Below are 17965 nucleotides of genomic sequence, written 5' to 3' on the forward strand. Positions count from 1 at the left end.
ACTAACTATCTTTCTGTATTCCAATTCGTTACGTTGTATCGATTTGGGATTGCAAAGATAGCAACAAAGTTCCCAATTAAGCAAATCTTTTTTAAAAAATATTTTCAGCATTATCTTTACAGCCGATCTTTAACCAATTTATTCAAATTATGCAATTCCTGGATTTCGAGAAACCTATCGCTGACCTTTACGAACAACTGGGCAAGCTGAAGGAAAATGGTGAAAAATCAGGCGTAGATGTTTCTGCAACCGTCAAAGAATATGAGCAGAAAATAGTGGAAACGCGTCAAAATATTTACGACCACCTCACCCCTTGGCAGCGTGTGCAGCTGAGCCGTCATCCTGATAGGCCCTATACACTGGCGTATATTGAAAAAATGTGCTCCAATTTTGTGGAACTGCATGGCGACAGAAACGTCAAAGATGATAAAGCGATGGTAGGCGGCTTTGCCGACCTCGACGGAGAAACTGTTATGTTTATCGGTCAGCAAAAAGGGATTAATACCAAAATGCGTCAGCTCAGAAATTTTGGTATGGCAAATCCTGAAGGCTATCGCAAAGCTTTACGTTTGATGAAACTTGCCGAACGTTTTGATAAGCCTATCGTTACACTCATTGATACTCCGGGTGCTTATCCTGGTCTGGAAGCCGAAGAAAGAGGCCAGGCCGAAGCTATTGCCCGTAACCTCTTCGAAATGGTGAAACTCCGGGTTCCGGTTATTTGCATCATTATCGGGGAAGGTGCTTCCGGCGGTGCCTTAGGTATCGGTATCGGAGATAGAGTATTAATGCTGGAAAACAGCTGGTATACTGTTATTTCGCCTGAAAACTGCTCTACTATCCTCTGGCGTAGCTGGAACTTTAAAGAAAAAGCAGCTGAAGAACTGAAACTGACTTCAGACTATATGAGTCAATTCGGACTTGTAGATGGTGTAGTGAATGAACCATTAGGTGGTGCTCACACCAATCCGGATGAAATGGCCATCATATTGAAAAAACGAATTAAGGAAACTTTGGCTGAACTTAAAAAGATCGATGCTGATACCCGCATTCAGCAAAGGATCGACAAATTCTCCAACATGGGCTTCTTCGAAGAAAAATAAAAAATATTTAGAGATCACAATAAAAATTTCGAATTTCGGCCTTCGGAATTCGAAATTTTTATTTTCCCGTAAACACAATGGAACAACTCAAAGGCACAGGTGTAGCTCTGGTAACACCCTTTAAAGCAGACGAAAGCATCGATTGGAATGCTTTGGAAAGGCTGATCAATTATGTAATTGACGGCGGCGTAAACTACGTAGTGTCATTAGGCACTACAGGTGAAACTCCTACTCTTTCATCAGATGAAAAGCTGGATTTAATAAAGTTTACTTTCGAGAAGGTAGCGAAGCGGGTGCCGGTAGTAGTGGGCATTGGTGATTACAATACAAGGGATGTAGTGAAACGTTTGGAAAAATGCCCTCTCGATGAGGCTGCAGCTATCCTCAGCGTGGCTCCTTATTACAGTAAACCTACCCAGGAAGGCATTATTCAGCACTATAAAACAATTGCCGCGGCTTCTCCTAAGCCAATCATTCTTTACAACGTTCCCGGCAGAACCGGCAGAAATATGACTGCCGCTACCACTTTACGCCTGGCTCACGAAGTGGAAAATATCGTTGCCATGAAGGAAGCTTCTGGCGATATGGTACAATGCATGCAAATTATTAAGGATAAGCCTAAAGATTTCCTCGTTGTAAGTGGCGACGATGCGCTGGCTTTAAGCCAATTGGCTTGCGGTATGGATGGCGTTATTTCTGTAGCTGCCAACTTCTTCGCTGCCGATTTCTCCAGCATGGTTCATGCTGCATTAATGAACGATTTCCCTGCAGCCCGTACACTCAATTACAAAATGCTGGATGCATTTGATATGATGTTTACCGAAAATAATCCTGCTGGGATTAAGGCATTTTTACATCATGCTGGTATAATTGAAAACTATTTCAGATTACCAGTGATGCCAGTGAGCGATGAACTTTATAAAAGAATTGATACTTTTTTAAAGAACTATTAAGAATTGAATTATTTCAATTTCGGTATAAAAGCAAAAGGGTGTTTCATTTATGAAACACCCTTTTGCTTTTATTTTAGATTGAAAACCTGCTATACTATGAAAGTTATTCCTTCTTCGGCAATCTCCGTATTCGGGAAAATAGGCCTCGATTCTTCCAAAAATGGCTCAAGCTCCGTATACTTCGATGAAAAATGACCAATTAACAAATGTTTAACCTGTGCCGCTGCCGCTAATGATGCTGCCTGAACAGAAGTGCTATGATATCTTTCAGCTGCTCTTTCATGCAAATCATGCAGGTAAGTGGTTTCATGATACATCAGATCTGCATCTTTTAACCAGGGAATTAAACCAGTATCATAAATGGTATCGGCACAATATACATACCGCTTACCTGGTGGGGGAGGAAGGGTAACCCAGTCATTTTTAACTATACTGCCGTCTTTTTTCCGGTAATCTTCGCCTTCCTGCAATTTTGAAAAATAAGCAGCCGGAATTTCATATGCTCTCGCCTGATCTGGCAAAAGCTTCCTTTTTTTCTTCTGCATCTCAAATGAAAACCCAAAGCAGGGGATTCTGTGCTGGGTAGGAAAACAGGTTACTTCCAGATCTTTATCTGTAAGTATTACACCGCTATATCCGGGTTGTAAATGAACAAAAGACAACTCAAAACGCAATTGAGTTTCAGCACTGTCCAATTGTATCTGGATAATCTGCTCTAATGGAGCTGGTCCATATATCGTTAATGGTTCTGTTCTTCCCATTAAGTTAAGGGTGTTTAACAGCCCTATTAAGCCGAAATAATGGTCGCCATGCAGATGACTGATAAAAATATAGCGAAGTTTACTGCGCCTGATTTTATATCGGGATATTTGTAATTGTGTGCCTTCTCCGCAATCTACTAAACACAATTGGTCGTTACAGGTAACGATCTGTGCGGTAGGATGCCGGTCTAATGTTGGAATGGCCGAGTTATTACCAAGTATAGTAACTGCAAACATGCTATTTCTTTTTCGGGGAGGTCAACATCTCAAAGATAATTTATTCCAGCCCATCTAATAATTCTCTTTCAAGTTCTTCCATCATCACCAGGTCAATTGCTTCTGCCATGGTTGGAGCCAAATTCAGCATTTCTCCTCCCGCTGCTTTCAATGGAACTGTTAAAGCTGTGTTAACTCCTGTAATTGCGCATGATTTATTATTGTCATACATCCATTGATAGACTGCTAAAATGTCGTCCAATCCTTTTTCGTCGTATTTTTGTACTGAACTTAAATCCAGTATAAGGTTACGTCCATTAAGCTCAGGAAGAACGCTAATGATTGATAATAAGTTATCTGACAAATTTGCATCCAAAGATTCCACTTCCGGACAGAAAATAACTATTTTTTCTTTGGTATCAATTTTGAATTTCATGCGATGGACGTTGTTTTATACTTTAGTTAATTAGAATTTAAGATAGGGAATCCGCCTATAAAATATACCGTAAGAGATTGGATCAAAATCGCTTTTTCTTCGAAAATATTTTTAAACGAACGTGCCCGCATCAACGCAAAAATAACTCTTATACTATTAAAGTGTAAGTTGTTTGAGTCTAAAAAAGAAATAACTTCAACGCAATTAGATAGCGTGATAATCTTAAGTCAGAATTATTCGTTATTATTGTATAAGCAAGCCCCCGTAAGGGTTTTTGATAAATTTAATATTCTCACAATGGACCAGAATTTTTCACCGCAAGTTAAGGAGATCATTTCGTTCAGCAGAGAGGAAGCTTTACGCCTGGGAAATGACTTCATAGGTACTGAACACCTGCTGCTAGGTATTATACGAGAAGGAGAGGGAACGGCCGTAAAGATTCTGCAGGCTCTGAACGTAGACCTTTATGAATTACGTAAAGAAGTAGAATTGGCTGTTAAGGATAAGACTGGAAAGAACATCGCAAATATCAATAGCCTTCCACTTACCAGACAGGCAGAGAAAGTAATACGGGTAACCGTTTTGGAAGCTAAGGCACTGAAAAGTACCACTGTTGAAACGGAACACCTCATGCTTTCAATACTTAAGAATAAAGAAAACGTTTGTACTCAAATCTTACAACAATTTGACGTGGACTACGATACTTTTAAAAACGAACTAGGCTTTGTTAAGTCTGCAGATCCTAAGTCTGAATTCGATGATCCAGGCGAAGAAGAGTTTGAAGACGAAAGAAAGAGCTACGCCTCCAAAGCCAAACAGACCAACACTAAATCTAAAACTCCGGTACTGGATAATTTTGGTAGAGACATCACCAAACTTGCCGAAAGCGGAAGTTTAGACCCTATAGTTGGTCGTGAACAGGAAATCGAAAGAGTTTCCCAAATTCTTTCCCGTCGTAAGAAAAACAACCCTATCCTCATCGGGGAACCAGGCGTTGGTAAAACTGCAATCGTGGAAGGATTGGCCCTCAGAATCGTTCAACGCAAAGTTTCCCGCGTGCTGTTCGATAAAAGAGTGGTAAGTCTGGATCTGGCTGCTCTGGTAGCCGGTACCAAATACCGTGGCCAATTCGAGGAAAGAATGAAAGCTATCATGAATGAACTCGAAAAAAACAGAGACGTAATCCTGTTTATCGATGAAATTCATACTATCGTTGGTGCTGGCGGCGCTTCCGGGTCTCTGGACGCTTCCAATATCTTCAAACCAGCTCTCGCAAGAGGTGAACTCCAATGCATCGGCGCTTCCACTCTCGATGAATACCGCATGTACATCGAAAAGGATGGTGCGTTAGATCGCCGTTTCCAAAAAGTAATGGTAGAACCACCTAGCGTGGAAGAAACCATTCAGATCCTCAATAATATCAAACCGCGTTATGAAGAATACCATAACGTTAGTTATACAGACGCTGCTATTGAATCCTGTGTTAAACTCAGCGACCGCTACATGACAGACCGCCTGTTGCCCGATAAAGCAATCGACGTACTGGATGAAGTAGGTGCCAGAGTACACCTGAAAAATATCAACGTACCTCAAAATATCCTCGATCTTGAAAAACAAATCGAAGATATCAAACAGGAAAAAAATAAGGTAGTTAAAAGCCAACGCTTCGAAGAAGCCGCCGCTTTACGCGATACTGAAAAGAAACTGGGTGAAGACCTGGAACGCGCAAAAGCAATGTGGGAAGAAGAAGTTAAGCATAAACGCTACCCAATCGATGAGGAAGCTATCGCCGAAGTTGTTAGTATGATGACCGGTATCCCTGTGAAACGCATGGTACAGGCCGAAACTGAAAAACTCCGTCGCATGGGCGAAGACCTGAAAGGTGCTGTCGTGGGCCAAGACGATGCTATCAGCAAAGTCACCAAAGCAATTCAACGTAACCGCGTTGGATTGAAAGACCCAAGAAAACCTATCGGAACTTTCATCTTCCTCGGCCCTACCGGTGTTGGTAAAACCGAGCTGGCTAAATCTCTTGCCCGTTATATGTTCGACTCAGAAGATGCCCTAATCCGTATCGATATGAGTGAATATATGGAGAAATTCTCCGTAAGCCGACTAATCGGTGCGCCTCCGGGATATGTTGGTTATGAAGAAGGTGGACAATTAACCGAAAAGGTTCGTCGTAAACCTTACTCCGTAATCCTCCTGGATGAAATCGAAAAAGCTCATCCGGATATTTATAACCTGCTGTTACAGGTGCTCGATGATGGTATCCTAACCGATGGCCTTGGCCGTAAAGTGGATTTTAAAAATACACTTATCATCATGACCTCTAACATTGGTGCCCGTCAGTTGAAAGACTTCGGTGCAGGTGTTGGGTTCTCCACTTCCGCAAGAGCAGAAAGCGAAGAAGAAAATACTAAATCAGTTATTGAAAAAGCACTGAAACGTACTTTCTCTCCTGAGTTCCTAAACAGAATCGATGATGTGATCATCTTTAACTCTTTGTCAAAAGAGCATATCTATACCATCATCGATATCACCATGAAGAGCGTATTGAAACGTCTGAATAACCTGGGCTTCAGCCTCGAATTAACAGACGATGCCAAGGGATTCCTGGCAGATAAAGGCTACGATCAGCAATTCGGCGCCAGACCACTGCACAGAGCTATCCAAAAATATCTCGAAGATCCACTGGCTGAAGAAATACTCAATATGAACATTCATGACGGCGATATTTTAGTAGCCGATCTGGATAAGGAAAATCAAAAACTGATTTTCACTCTTCAAAACAACTCCTCCAAGAGTAAATCAGAAAAGTCTGAAGCTTAAGGCTTTATGCGATATTCAACATAAAAGCCCGTCTCTACTCTGTAGAGGCGGGCTTTTTTTGTAGTAATTTTACTACATACTACTAAAATGTTATATGTTTGGTTTCTATAACTTGACTAATATGAGTATATGAGCTTTAATAATCAATAAACTGGTAAAGTAGCCTTTTAACCCCCTATTAAAAAAATGGTATATAAGTACCATTTTTTTAATATTTACTAAATATCATTTTTGCAGTATACATATTTTATACCCTATATAACCGAATATAAATTAGGATATAACATTTAAGTTTAAAATATATTATTTATGTATCCTAATACGTGAATTTTATATATTCTCAAATAACCTACTATATTTCGCCATTTCATTAATCCAAAGCTGAACTGACGACAGTTGTGTATTTATTGTATTGCTACGAATTTTAATTGCTTACTATTTATCCTTTTATATTAATTCTATGAGAAATTCTCTACGTATTGCTTTACGCGTTATTTTATTGGGCGGTGTAGGCCTCATTGCTTCTCAAGCTGATGCACAGCTCAAAGTAGGTTCTAATCCTACCAATATCCAAAAAAATGCAATTCTCGAACTGGAAAGCAAAAAACAAGGTCTCTTGCTGCCACGTCTCGACGATTTTAATGGAATCAACGGTATGGGAATCCCTGTTAAAGACGGTATGTTAGTGTATAAAATGAATGCTGTTGATGGTGTTGAAGGTCTTTACATCCGCCAGGCAGGTGCATGGGTACTGTTGGCTTCCGCTGCAGATGCTGCCAGCAACTGGAAACTTTCTGGAAACACTGGCGCTGCAGGTGATTTCCTGGGTACCAAAAATGCTGCCCCTATTACTTTTAAAACAAATAATCAGGATAGATTCATTATATCCAGCGATGGTAAATTACAAGCTGGCGCTAATGCTAATATCCCTACTGCTGCTACTTCTGTATTGGATGTACTCGTACTCGCTGCTGATGGAACCGTGTCTCAACGTAAAATGAATGCAAGCGCATTTAACAAGGTAGTTAGTACTCTTGATGGTCTGGATGGTGATCTGACATTTACCCTCACCGGTGATGCAACCCTGGATGTTGTTACCAAAACCGCCTCAGGTACTAACCTGAATATGGCTGTGCCTATTATGAGCAAAACAACACAGAATTATGGTTTCCTCAGCCTGGCCGACTGGAATAAAATTCAGGCTTCTCAAAAAGCAATCGTAATCGGCAACTTTGCTGCTGCTTCTGACCCTAAAGGTTTATCTATCGATAATACCGGTGCTCAGGCAAGCCTTGTATTACACCCTGCCGATGGAACTAATCCGGGTGGTGTTTCTGTTGCCGCTCAAACATTCAAAGGGGCGAAAACATTTATAGATAAGGTTACTGCACAAAATGGTTTGGATGTATCTGCCGGTGGTGCAGCAATCAAAGGTGGTGCTGTTGTTGATGGCGGCGCTACTATCAATGCTGGTGCTACTATCAATGGAGGCGCTACAGTAAATGGTGATGCAACACTCAACAATAAACTTATTCTCACCAGTCCTGCCGCTTCAACTACTGGTACTACCGTATTATTGCACGGTACTGGTGGTGAAGTTGTAACCCGTACGCTGAATGATGCTGCGTTCGATGGATCAATCACTACCATCAACTCACTGACTGGACCTAAAGTAGATCTGAAAACTGGTACTACTGGTACTGATTTTAATATCTCTACCGACGCAACTACCACTCCGATGGCTATTAATCTGAATATTCCCAATGCGTCTACTTCTACGCTACGAGGTTTGATAACTAACACCAACCAAAACATTGGTGGTGTGAAAAAATTCGGAGATTCAGTTTATACTGCAAAATCTATGTTGGTAGGTGATTCTGTTCACGGTGCCAACTCTACTCTCCAGGTAGGTTATGGTGGTACCGGTACCGTTTCCATGCCAATCAAAGTGGTATCCAGCAGTACTGCTGTCGGTGATGCATATACTGTTATTGTAAAATCCGGTACTCCGGTTGCCCTGGAATTACCTAAAGCTGTAGGCAGCGAAGGCCGTATCATCAATATTAAAAAGGTTCCTTTAGTTGCAACTACTGATGATAACACGGATAACGTTGTTACAATCAATATATCTTCTGGTTCCGGTGATAATATTGAAGGTGGTGCCTCTTACCAGATCATCAATGACTGGACTTTCGTTACTCTCCAATCAGATGGAGTGAAAGGCTGGTATATCATCAAGAAATAATTAAGGATATAGTAATTGGAAACGGTGATGGCCTCACCGTTTCCCTGTCTCCTATCCATTTATCGGTCATTTTCCCATAAAGAAATTTAGTATGAAGTTGCTACCATGGAAAGCGATGCTCGTCGTTGCTTTGTGTTGCCTTTTTGCAGATAAATTAAGTGCTCAGCAGTTAAAGCTGGGTGTGCAGCCTACGATCCTGGATAAAGATGCTGTACTGGAACTCAACAGTGATAAACAAGGATTATTACTGACCAGAGTTCTTAAAAGCAGGATCGTTAGCGGTGGTTTGTTGTTTAATGCAAAACCAGGAATGCTGGTTTATGTAACAGATGAAACAAGCCTCTATCTGAAAAAAACAACAGGATGGGTAAAAATTGCTGACTTCACTAACTTCTCTGCAGGAACAGGAATTGCAATCAACTCAACTACTGGTGTAATCTCCAACACAGGGGTTACTTCCTTTAATACAAGAACCGGAGCTGTTGTACCAGCTACCGGAGATTATAGCCTCACTCAATTATCTGATGTAGCAATAAGTACAGGAACATTGGCTACAAACCAGGTATTGACTTATGATCAGACTACCGGCAAATGGTCTAATAAAGCCGCACTTACAAGCATAAGTGTTTCTTCTCCTTTAACCGGTGCGGGCACAGCTCTCTCTCCTCTTAAACTGATAGATGGTGGTTCTGCCAACCAAATATTAAAATGGGATGGAACTAAATGGGTAGTAGGATCAGAAACTACCAGCTCCCGTAAATTATCAATCAATCCGGGTGTCGGTGTAAAACAAGTTACCCCCGCTGTTCAACAAGATTTAAGCGTCGACAGATCATGGACTATAGATATTGATAATACCAACGCACTCTGGAATGCCAATAAATTACAAGGAAAAGCTATTAGTACTATAGCTCCCGCAAGCGGACAAATTCTAAAATGGAATTCCACTACTTCTTTATATGAACCTGCAAATGATAGCACAGGTGGAGTTGTTTTTGAAAAATTGATTACCAGGGATTTAAGTTATGCCGACCAGCCGGTGGAAGCAATGAAAATGAAAATCTGGGAAGGACCCGGAACGGGCACTCCGATCAATGGACCGCTTGGTACTGATGCCAGCGCCTGGTCGGTATTGTCTTTTAGAAATGGAGGCTACACTACCCAAATGTTTATGGACAAGGCTAACCTTGCCATTAAGGAATGGGGTGGCAATACAGCTCCATTAACTTCCAATTCCGGTAACTTCTGGTACAAAGTAGTGGTTACCCATGGAGATAGCAGCTTCACCAATGGAGGAGTATTATATGGACAAAAATCCAGTGATGCTACTTCAGAAGTTAAACAGGATTATGCAAACTTTTTCTGGGATATCACTAATAAAAGATTGGGAATCGGAACCAATACTCCTGCAAGATCATTGCATGTAAACGGTAATTTACGTGTAACAGGTAGTGCCGGAACCCCTAACAATATCCTGGGGCGTGAGTCGGCAACCGGCGATGTTGGTAATATTACACTCGATGCAAATACACTTGACCTCACTTCAGGAGCATTATCTGCAAAAAGTGGTAGTGCGGTATGGAATGCCAATAAAATAGCCGGCGTGCCAGTGGTTACCACTGCTCCAGCAACGAATAATGTGCTTACATTTAATGGAACCCAATGGGAACCAAAACCAGGCGGGGCATCCGGACTAACATCCATTGGTCTTTCGATGCCGCCAACTATCTTTACTGTTACAAATCCAACTTTAACTGCTAACGGTGCCTTTGGCGTAAGTTTAAACACGCAGCCTGCTGCCAGGGTATTAGCTGGCCCGGTTAGTGGTGCCGATGCTACTCCAACTTTCAGACAACTGACATCAACAGATATTCCCTCTCTGGCATCCCTTTATATTCAAAACGGAACAACTGCCCAAACAGGCAATTTTAATATATCTGGAAATGGAACGGTAGGTGGATTAACATTATCTAATCTTACACTGGGCTCTATCGTATTTGTAGGTACAGGTAAAGCACTTGCAGAAAAAAATGCAAAGTTCTTCTGGGATAATACAAATAATCGCCTGGGATTAGGTAATAATACTCCTGCCAACACATTAGAGATTTCAGCTCCTACATATACCGGCGGTACACTTACCGGAGGAACTTCTGGTCTGAGATTAACTAACCTTGCAACGGCTACTCCTGATAACCCTAATGCAAACGTACTGTCTGTAAATAGTGCAGGTGATGTTATCTTAACTAAAAATCCAGCGAACAATAACTGGCTCATTACAGGGAATACAGGTATTGCTGCGGGTTCATTTCTGGGTACCAGAGATGATGTTGTCATGACCATGAAATCTAATAATCAGCCATATTTAGAATTTGGTAGAAGAGATCTGTTAGGATTAACCAGTACCGAATCTGCTGGTTATGGATATCCCGACCCTAACCAAAAAGTTACTCATATGCGGTCGGCCTTACAATTCGAGTCTCCTTCCCGTTTGTATAAACCAATGTTTTATGTAAATGAATTTGGAAACTTCAGGATGAAAGGTTGTGCGGCGGATGATGACTTTTTCGAATTCGGTGCTACGGGTGAAGTAGTAAATGATGGTGGATTCGATTTTATTGTGGGAGATGATGGAGATGAACCAATCGTTTTTAAAAGTTACTACTATGTAACAAAGGCCACTACCGAAATGATGCGCATTCAAAGAGGAAAAGTAGGGATTGGATTAACTGCAGAACCTGCAAGAAGCTTCCATGTAGATACTAAAAATACTCCGATACGTTTACAAAATCTGATGGATACAGTTGCCATTTCAAAACTCCTGACAATTGATGCTAATGGAGATGTAAGAGCAGTTAGAAACAATGCTAATACAACTATAACCATTACTGGTACCAGTGCCAATACTTCTAATACAGCATTCAACGTAGGAACTACTTATAGTATGATTAAGTTGAATCCTGCCGCAGCTAATACAACCTATTATATAAATGGGATGACAAATGGTACTGGTACTCCGATTGATGGGCAAGCAGTAACATTATATGTTACTGCTGCAAATGGCAATATTACCATTAAGAACAATAATGTCACCGGGGCGAATAAAATACTTACACTAAATGGTGATACAACTATTGCAGCAGCCGGTAGTGCCAATTTTGTTTATTCGGCTCAGGATGCTGCCTGGATAATGATTTCTTATATCCCTTAATTAAGTAACTGCATACGTGAAATATTTATTGATCATATTCACATTTCTTCTTTGCTCGTTGGGCCTCTCCGCTCAGCAGGGTGTATATATTCCTGCGGGCGATACCGTTTGGCTCTCAACCAACACAAATGTGGGCATCTTCGGAGATATGACCAATAATGGAATACTAGGATCACAACCTAACAGTACATTTTATTTCCTCAGTAAATTGTGGACTAACGGTAATGCTGCTACGTTGCCGGATGAAAGTACAGATGGCCTTTCAGGAACAGGTGGCGTATTTGTGTTTTCCGGAACCGGACAACAACGTGTGTTTGGCGGATATAGCCTGATTGCTAAAACCGGAGCCTCATTTCCAAATTTGCAGATCAATAATATTTCAGGTTTATGGTTGGATGATTTTAGCGATCTGAAGATTAGAAATAACCTGCATTTTGCCAATGGTAGTGTTTATTTAAATGGATGGAATATGATGGTTGGAAATAACACTCCCGGCAGTATTACCGGCTATAATGATAAACGTTTTGTAGTTACTGGTCCGCTTCCCGCGGGAGGATTGCTATACCGAGCAGCTATCAATAATGCTGCGGGTAAAGTTGTATTCCCCGTAGGAACTGATGATAACAGCTACTCTCCGGCTGCTGTATTAATGACTGGAGGAAAAGATGATTTTGGGGTAAGAACCTATGATAGTGTTTATACCATCGCGGCCGCCGGAACTGCCTATAAAGACAGCTTTGTAAATAAATCATGGAATATACAACGCATTAATAATAATGGTGGAGAAGTAGATGTCATACTTCAGCATATGGAGTCGAGTGAATTACCGACTTATGCTGCAAACAGAGACAGTAGTTATATTACTCAGTTTGTAGGTGGAGTATGGGATCGCTTGCTTACTATTCCCAATAAACCATTACCGGGTACACTTACTGAAAGCTCTATGAGTGAAGCGGCTGTGATGCATTTACGACATTTCACAAGCCTGGGAGCCAGCGAATACATGGCTAAAACCATTCTGGTTAGTAATGCCAAACCTGCCATGTTCCTCAGTTTTGAAGCTTATCGCATTTCTCCGGTAATTGCGCAGCTCGACTGGACAACCAGTAGGGAGGTCAATAATCTTAGATTTGAAGTAGAACGCAGATATGAGCGTGAGGAAACCTTTACCAAAATAGCCAGCATTCCTACTAAGGCAGTGAATGGAAATAGCAGCGTGCCGATCAGATATACCTATCAGGATTTGAATGATTACGACGACTGGACCTATTATAGAATTAAGGCAATAGGGAAAAACGGACAGGTGGTGTATTCTGAAATACGTGCTGTACCGCCATTTATTCAGGTTAATGTATATCCGAATCCGAATAATGGTAATTTCAAAGTTACTATCCATGGCATGCGAGGTGATATGATTATTCAAATCAGGGATACCTGGAGTCAGGTAGTGAGATCTTACGAAGCGAAGAGTGGGGATACAGATATTAAGATTACCGATTTACCTTCCGGAGCTTACTTCCTGGTGTTGTTCCAGAAAGAGACTATGAAGGTTGCCTATACCTGCAAAGTTATTGTTGCACAATAATGAATTTTCCTGCGAAAACGCAGCATTATGCTGGTTTCGCAGGAAATTCTTTGTTATTTGAGCAAATTGCCCCAAATTTGTAGGGTTCTTCCTATACAGATATTTTCAATTAATAAGAGAGTTTTGAGAAAGATAATCATCACGATAGATGGCTACTCATCATGTGGCAAAAGCACACTTGCGAAACAATTGGCTAAAAAGCTCAATTATACGTATATAGATAGTGGTGCAATGTATCGTGCGGTTACCTTATATTTTATTCAAAACCGCGTTGATTGGTTAGCTCCTGAAAAGGTGCATGAAGCCCTGGGCAATATCCATCTCGAATTCGTACAAAACTCATTGACTGGTTTGGGTGAAATGAATCTCAATGGAGAAAACGTTGAGCATACAATCAGAGAAATGATTGTAGCCGAAAAAGTATCTGAAGTGGCAGCCGTAAGAGAAGTGCGTGAATTTGCAGTTGCCCAGCAAAAAAAGATGGGTACCCGTAAAGGCATTGTAATGGATGGAAGAGACATTGGTACCGTTGTCTTCCCGCATGCAGAATTGAAAATTTTCATGACTGCTGAAATTGCAATAAGAGTACAACGCAGGTTCAAGGAACTTTATGAGAAGAACAAGAATATCACCCTGGATGAGGTTAAACAAAACCTCGAATTAAGAGACTATATCGATGCAAATCGTGAAATCAGCCCTCTTAGAAAAGCCGAAGATGCTATAATATTGGATAACAGCCATTTAACTCACGATGATCAGTTGCAACTCGTTATGCAATGGGTAGAAGATGCAACTATGGCACATTCATCATAAATATTTTGATATTTGATGCTTGACCGGATAAGGATGGCATTTTATATCTTTATCTCATGGCAATGAAAAAACTTTCCGCCGATCCCAACAATAATGCTAAGGCAATACTAGACTTGCTAACCGGGGAAACATCGGGCGAACAACGCAGGTAAGAATCCTGCTGCCGTTGTTTAAAAAGAAGTCAGTTTAGTTCACAGCCTGCTTAACTCGATTTATTAAAACTGTAATCTGTTCGTTTTGAGTTTCTTCCACTTCTCTTAAAAATCTCTACAATGAAATACATTTTCATGGTAGTTCTCGTCACAACGGCTTTAAGTATCTCGTGCTCGCAAAGCAATTCGAAAAAATCATTAAACGCAACCGCTTTTGACATTGAGCCAGAAATGGTAACCGTGCAAGGTGGCACGTTCGCCATGGGCGGCAATGAAGAAAATAACAAGCCTATCCATAATGTTACTTTAAACAGTTTCAAAATAGCCAAGTACGAAACTACGCAAGCACAATGGGAAAAGGTCATGGGTAAAAATCCTGTCAGTAATCCAGGTTGTGCAGATTGCCCGGTAGAAAGTGTTAGCTGGGAAATGGTACAAACATATATTACAAAGTTGAATAGGCTCACCGGTAAACACTATCGGTTGCCCACAGAAGCAGAATGGGAATATGCTGCAAGAGGCGGCAGAAAAAGTAAGAATTTTGAATTTGCAGGTAGTAATGATATCAAGGCGGTAGCCTGGACTTCCCTCGATAGCGGATTAAATCCTCATCCTGTTGGACAAAAAAAGCCCAATGAACTAGGATTGTACGATATGTCAGGCAATGTATGGGAATGGTGCAACGATTGGTATGATGAAAATTATTATCGAAAAAGTCCGAAAAATAATCCGACTGGGCCGGCGACGAAGCCGCCCGACAAGAAGAACGACGATGGACTTATTGCTCCGCTTCGTGTTGTCCGCGGTGGTAACTCAGGCAATGGATCTGCTCAGAGCCGCGTAGCATCTCGTCCAAATTACAGGTTAGGCTACCACTCAATCGGGTTTCGCCTCGCTTCTTCAAGTTAGTTTTGCCGATGTATGTCTTAATCCTTTCAAGTATTAAATTTTAAACGGAGACACTACCAAATAAAAGATTATTTTCTTTTATTAAAACTCTTTTATACATTTGCGTTGTGGCTGAAAGAATGCCAGAATAATTTTTCCACATCCTCCAGAATTTCCAACTTTTCATTATTTCTATGCCTCTTCGTTGTCCATAGTGGGAACTAGTTGCATTGTTTTAACCTTTATCCTCCCTGAAATTACTGCATTGGTAATCTTTAAGTGCTATCATGATTTAGTGCTGTTGTTCAGTATAAGACAATTTGATTAAGTGTATTCGACGCGTTATATATTCAGTATCGTGATTCGTTAAGGTCTTATCCTAGCTATATCCACAAAAGGACCCTTTGCTATTAACCGATTATCAGTATTGCTTTTAAAATATAAAAATCAACCCTATAACAGATTTCCTGCTGTTGTAGGTTGTAAAAGGTAATGTGAGAAAGCATGGAATCCATGTCTATCTCATATTTTCAGTAGGTGTATTCGGTTAATAGGAAGAAGGGGCGAATTCTTTCGCCCTTTCGCTTTTTATAAAAGTCGCTGACACATCCGGAATCAGAGGAGCATCCATCATGAAGATATTAATTTAACAATGAGGCATTAATAAGCCCCGAAATAAGAGCAACCGTTAATTCAACTGTGTATCAACTCAATAGGCTGCACGAACAGGGGAACACCAATTTTTCGCTTTTCTTTTTTAACTTGTGCTACACAAAGCGGCCAATGTCTATAAAAGGTGTATGTATTATCTGCCTGTTGTTCCTGTTTTCTCAATTGCATGCCCAGGACTCTTTGCAGGTTTATCGGAAGCTAGAGCAAATCCGTCACTTACCATCGGATACCGCTAAAGTATCGGCATTCCTGAAAGAAGGAAAATCAAATGCTAAATACTTTGATAAACAGAAGATTGAAAATATTTTCTGGCAGGAAGGCCTAACCCTTGCTCATCAGTTACGTTTCCATAAAGGCGTTGCTGCCATCTATAATGAAACCGGCACCAATAAACGAAATAAATCCCTTTACCTCCTGGCTGAAGACTTGCACGAAAAAGCACTTAAAGCTGCTGAAGAGGCTAAAGATACTCAACTGATCGTTTTTGCACTTAATAATGTGGGGGTCGATTGCCGGCGTCAGGATAAATTACAGAAAGCTTTCGACTATCACGTAAAGGCACTGAAACTCGCCGAATCGATTGGCGATATCCGCAATATCTGCGTGGCTACCAACAGTATAGGTAATATTCAGCTCTCCACAGAACTTTATGATGAAGCTATCAGCCATTTCGAAAAAGCCCAGGCACTGGAAGAAAAAAGTAATAACCCCTTAGGTGTTGCAATTAATCTCGGCAACTTAGGATATGCATACCAGGGCAAACATAAATTGGATCTGGCCATTCAATACTACAAACGATCTCTGGCTGTTAACCAAAAACTGGATAATCCCACGGGCATGGCTATTTGTTATAATGCTTTGGGAGATGCCTATAAAGAAAAGAAAGACTATGCCCAGGCAATGGAATGCTTACAAAAAGCATTGGAAGCCAATGGAAAAGTAGATGATAAAGTGCATGTGGCAGAAAGTTATCTCAATATCGGTAAATTACTTGGAGCAGAAGGAAAGCATGAAGAAGGGCGGAAATATATTCAGCAATCAATGGAAGTAAGCACTTTCTGGGGCTTCAAATCTATGCTGCTGGAAGCCTGGAAAGCTCTGGCACAGGATTACAAGACGAGTGGTGATTTCAAACGATCGCTGGAGGCTGCCGATAAATCCCTGCTTTATAAAGACAGTATCCTTGATGAAAAATCTGCAATGGCAATTGCCCAAATGCAGGCGATATATGAGGTCGACCGGAAAGATAATCATATCCGTATTCTCGAACATGATAAGCTGGTAAATGACCTTAGAACCAAGCGTAATGTAATTATTACATTCCTGCTGGCAGGGTTCCTCCTAATGGCCGTAGTTGGCGGTATTTTATATATCCGGCACCGTAACCTCGAATCCAAGAAGCAAACCTTGCAGCTAGAGTTAAAGTCTTTACGCTCACAGATGAATCCGCATTTCATCTTTAATTCATTAAGTTCTATCCATCGATATATATGGAGTAATAATCAGGAAGAAGCGTCAGATTACCTGACTAAATTTTCAAGGTTAATGCGATTGATTTTAGATAATACCCAACATACTTTTGTTACTTTAAATAAAGAATTAGAATCGTTAAAGCTGTATCTTGATCTGGAATCGTTACGATGCAACGGGATTTTTGAATGCCGTTTTTTAATCGATACCAATATTAACGAGGAAGAAGTCCTGATTCCCCCAATGATACTGCAACCATATGTCGAGAATGCAATCTGGCATGGACTGGTGCATAAGCAACCTTCTGAAAAAGGGCTCCTGGATATTGAGATTTTGTTAATGAAGCGTAGTCTGATTTGCACTATCACTGATAATGGGATAGGTAGAAAAAAAGCTATGGAGATCAAGGAAAGAAAAGGAAGAGTACATAATTCCGTTGGTATGAAAGTAACGGAGGGAAGAATTGATCTTATTCGTAAGATTAATAATAAAGAAGCAAATGTAACGATAACCGATCTCGAAGATGAAATGGGTAATCCTACCGGCACCAGAGTCAGCATTATTCTGCCGGCAGAATTTGTGTTTTAGGATCAATTATTTTTATTCAATTAAGTCCAAAAAACTTTAGCTA

The 17965-nt window shown here is 40.8% G+C and carries 11 protein-coding genes; 9 read left to right on the top strand and 2 right to left on the bottom strand.

What is annotated here, in order from left to right:
* Positions 1–149: 149 nt before the first annotated feature.
* Both DVR12_RS06045 and dapA read left to right on the top strand, forming a co-directional pair.
* A complete protein-coding gene (locus tag DVR12_RS06045) occupies positions 150–1103 on the top strand; it encodes an acetyl-CoA carboxylase carboxyltransferase subunit alpha (RefSeq protein ID WP_199417051.1) in 954 nt (317 codons plus the stop codon).
* A 77-nt stretch (positions 1104–1180) separates the two neighbouring features.
* The gene (gene dapA / locus DVR12_RS06050; protein ID WP_116974641.1) at positions 1181–2056 is read left to right on the top strand and encodes a 4-hydroxy-tetrahydrodipicolinate synthase; all 876 of its coding nucleotides are present in this window, start codon (positions 1181–1183) and stop codon (positions 2054–2056) included.
* An 89-nt stretch (positions 2057–2145) separates the two neighbouring features.
* Here the strand turns inward: dapA and DVR12_RS06055 are convergent, their stop codons facing one another.
* On the bottom strand, positions 2146–3054 hold the full coding sequence (locus tag DVR12_RS06055; protein ID WP_116974643.1) for a ribonuclease Z: 909 nt from the start codon (positions 3052–3054) through the stop codon (positions 2146–2148).
* Between the two features lie 40 nt (positions 3055–3094).
* The gene (locus tag DVR12_RS06060; protein WP_116974645.1) at positions 3095–3469 is read right to left on the bottom strand and encodes a hypothetical protein; all 375 of its coding nucleotides are present in this window, start codon (positions 3467–3469) and stop codon (positions 3095–3097) included.
* 297 nt (positions 3470–3766) lie between these two features.
* Between DVR12_RS06060 and DVR12_RS06065 the strand changes: the two genes are divergently transcribed.
* The 7 genes from DVR12_RS06065 to DVR12_RS06095 all read left to right on the top strand — a co-directional run bounded on the left by DVR12_RS06065 (position 3767) and on the right by DVR12_RS06095 (position 17922).
* Positions 3767–6301, top strand: a complete 2535-nt coding sequence (locus tag DVR12_RS06065) for an ATP-dependent Clp protease ATP-binding subunit (protein WP_116974647.1) — start codon at positions 3767–3769, stop codon at positions 6299–6301.
* Positions 6302–6761: 460 nt separating this feature from the next.
* The gene (locus tag DVR12_RS06070) at positions 6762–8546 is read left to right on the top strand and encodes an autotransporter outer membrane beta-barrel domain-containing protein (RefSeq protein WP_116974649.1); all 1785 of its coding nucleotides are present in this window, start codon (positions 6762–6764) and stop codon (positions 8544–8546) included.
* Between the two features lie 91 nt (positions 8547–8637).
* The gene (locus DVR12_RS06075; protein WP_116974651.1) at positions 8638–11754 is read left to right on the top strand and encodes a hypothetical protein; all 3117 of its coding nucleotides are present in this window, start codon (positions 8638–8640) and stop codon (positions 11752–11754) included.
* Between the two features lie 16 nt (positions 11755–11770).
* Positions 11771–13339, top strand: coding sequence for a T9SS type A sorting domain-containing protein (locus DVR12_RS06080; RefSeq protein WP_147323417.1), 1569 nt, complete (start codon positions 11771–11773; stop codon positions 13337–13339).
* Between the two features lie 123 nt (positions 13340–13462).
* The gene (cmk, locus tag DVR12_RS06085) at positions 13463–14152 is read left to right on the top strand and encodes a (d)CMP kinase (RefSeq protein ID WP_116975124.1); all 690 of its coding nucleotides are present in this window, start codon (positions 13463–13465) and stop codon (positions 14150–14152) included.
* Between the two features lie 383 nt (positions 14153–14535).
* Entirely contained in the window at positions 14536–15213 is a 678-nt protein-coding gene (locus DVR12_RS06090; RefSeq protein ID WP_199417052.1) for a formylglycine-generating enzyme family protein, read from the top strand.
* A gap of 762 nt (positions 15214–15975) precedes the next feature.
* The gene (locus DVR12_RS06095; RefSeq protein ID WP_116974656.1) at positions 15976–17922 is read left to right on the top strand and encodes a tetratricopeptide repeat-containing sensor histidine kinase; all 1947 of its coding nucleotides are present in this window, start codon (positions 15976–15978) and stop codon (positions 17920–17922) included.
* Positions 17923–17965 lie beyond the last annotated feature (43 nt).

This window comes from Chitinophaga silvatica (assembly GCF_003419895.1).
GTDB classification, from domain to species: Bacteria; Bacteroidota; Bacteroidia; order Chitinophagales; family Chitinophagaceae; genus Chitinophaga; species Chitinophaga silvatica.

What these genes read in the sequence shown, in the direction of transcription:
- DVR12_RS06060 (WP_116974645.1), bottom strand. Translation starts at nt 3,469, where the DNA reads ATGAAATTCAAAATTGATACCAAAGAAAAAATAGTTATTTTCTGTCCG.
- DVR12_RS06065 (WP_116974647.1), top strand. Translation starts at nt 3,767, where the DNA reads ATGGACCAGAATTTTTCACCGCAAGTTAAGGAGATCATTTCGTTCAGC.
- DVR12_RS06075 (WP_116974651.1), top strand. Translation starts at nt 8,638, where the DNA reads ATGAAGTTGCTACCATGGAAAGCGATGCTCGTCGTTGCTTTGTGTTGC.
- DVR12_RS06090 (WP_199417052.1), top strand. Translation starts at nt 14,536, where the DNA reads ATGGTAACCGTGCAAGGTGGCACGTTCGCCATGGGCGGCAATGAAGAA.
- DVR12_RS06045 (WP_199417051.1), top strand. Translation starts at nt 150, where the DNA reads ATGCAATTCCTGGATTTCGAGAAACCTATCGCTGACCTTTACGAACAA.
- DVR12_RS06095 (WP_116974656.1), top strand. Translation starts at nt 15,976, where the DNA reads ATGTCTATAAAAGGTGTATGTATTATCTGCCTGTTGTTCCTGTTTTCT.
- DVR12_RS06070 (WP_116974649.1), top strand. Translation starts at nt 6,762, where the DNA reads ATGAGAAATTCTCTACGTATTGCTTTACGCGTTATTTTATTGGGCGGT.
- DVR12_RS06055 (WP_116974643.1), bottom strand. Translation starts at nt 3,054, where the DNA reads ATGTTTGCAGTTACTATACTTGGTAATAACTCGGCCATTCCAACATTA.
- dapA (WP_116974641.1), top strand. Translation starts at nt 1,181, where the DNA reads ATGGAACAACTCAAAGGCACAGGTGTAGCTCTGGTAACACCCTTTAAA.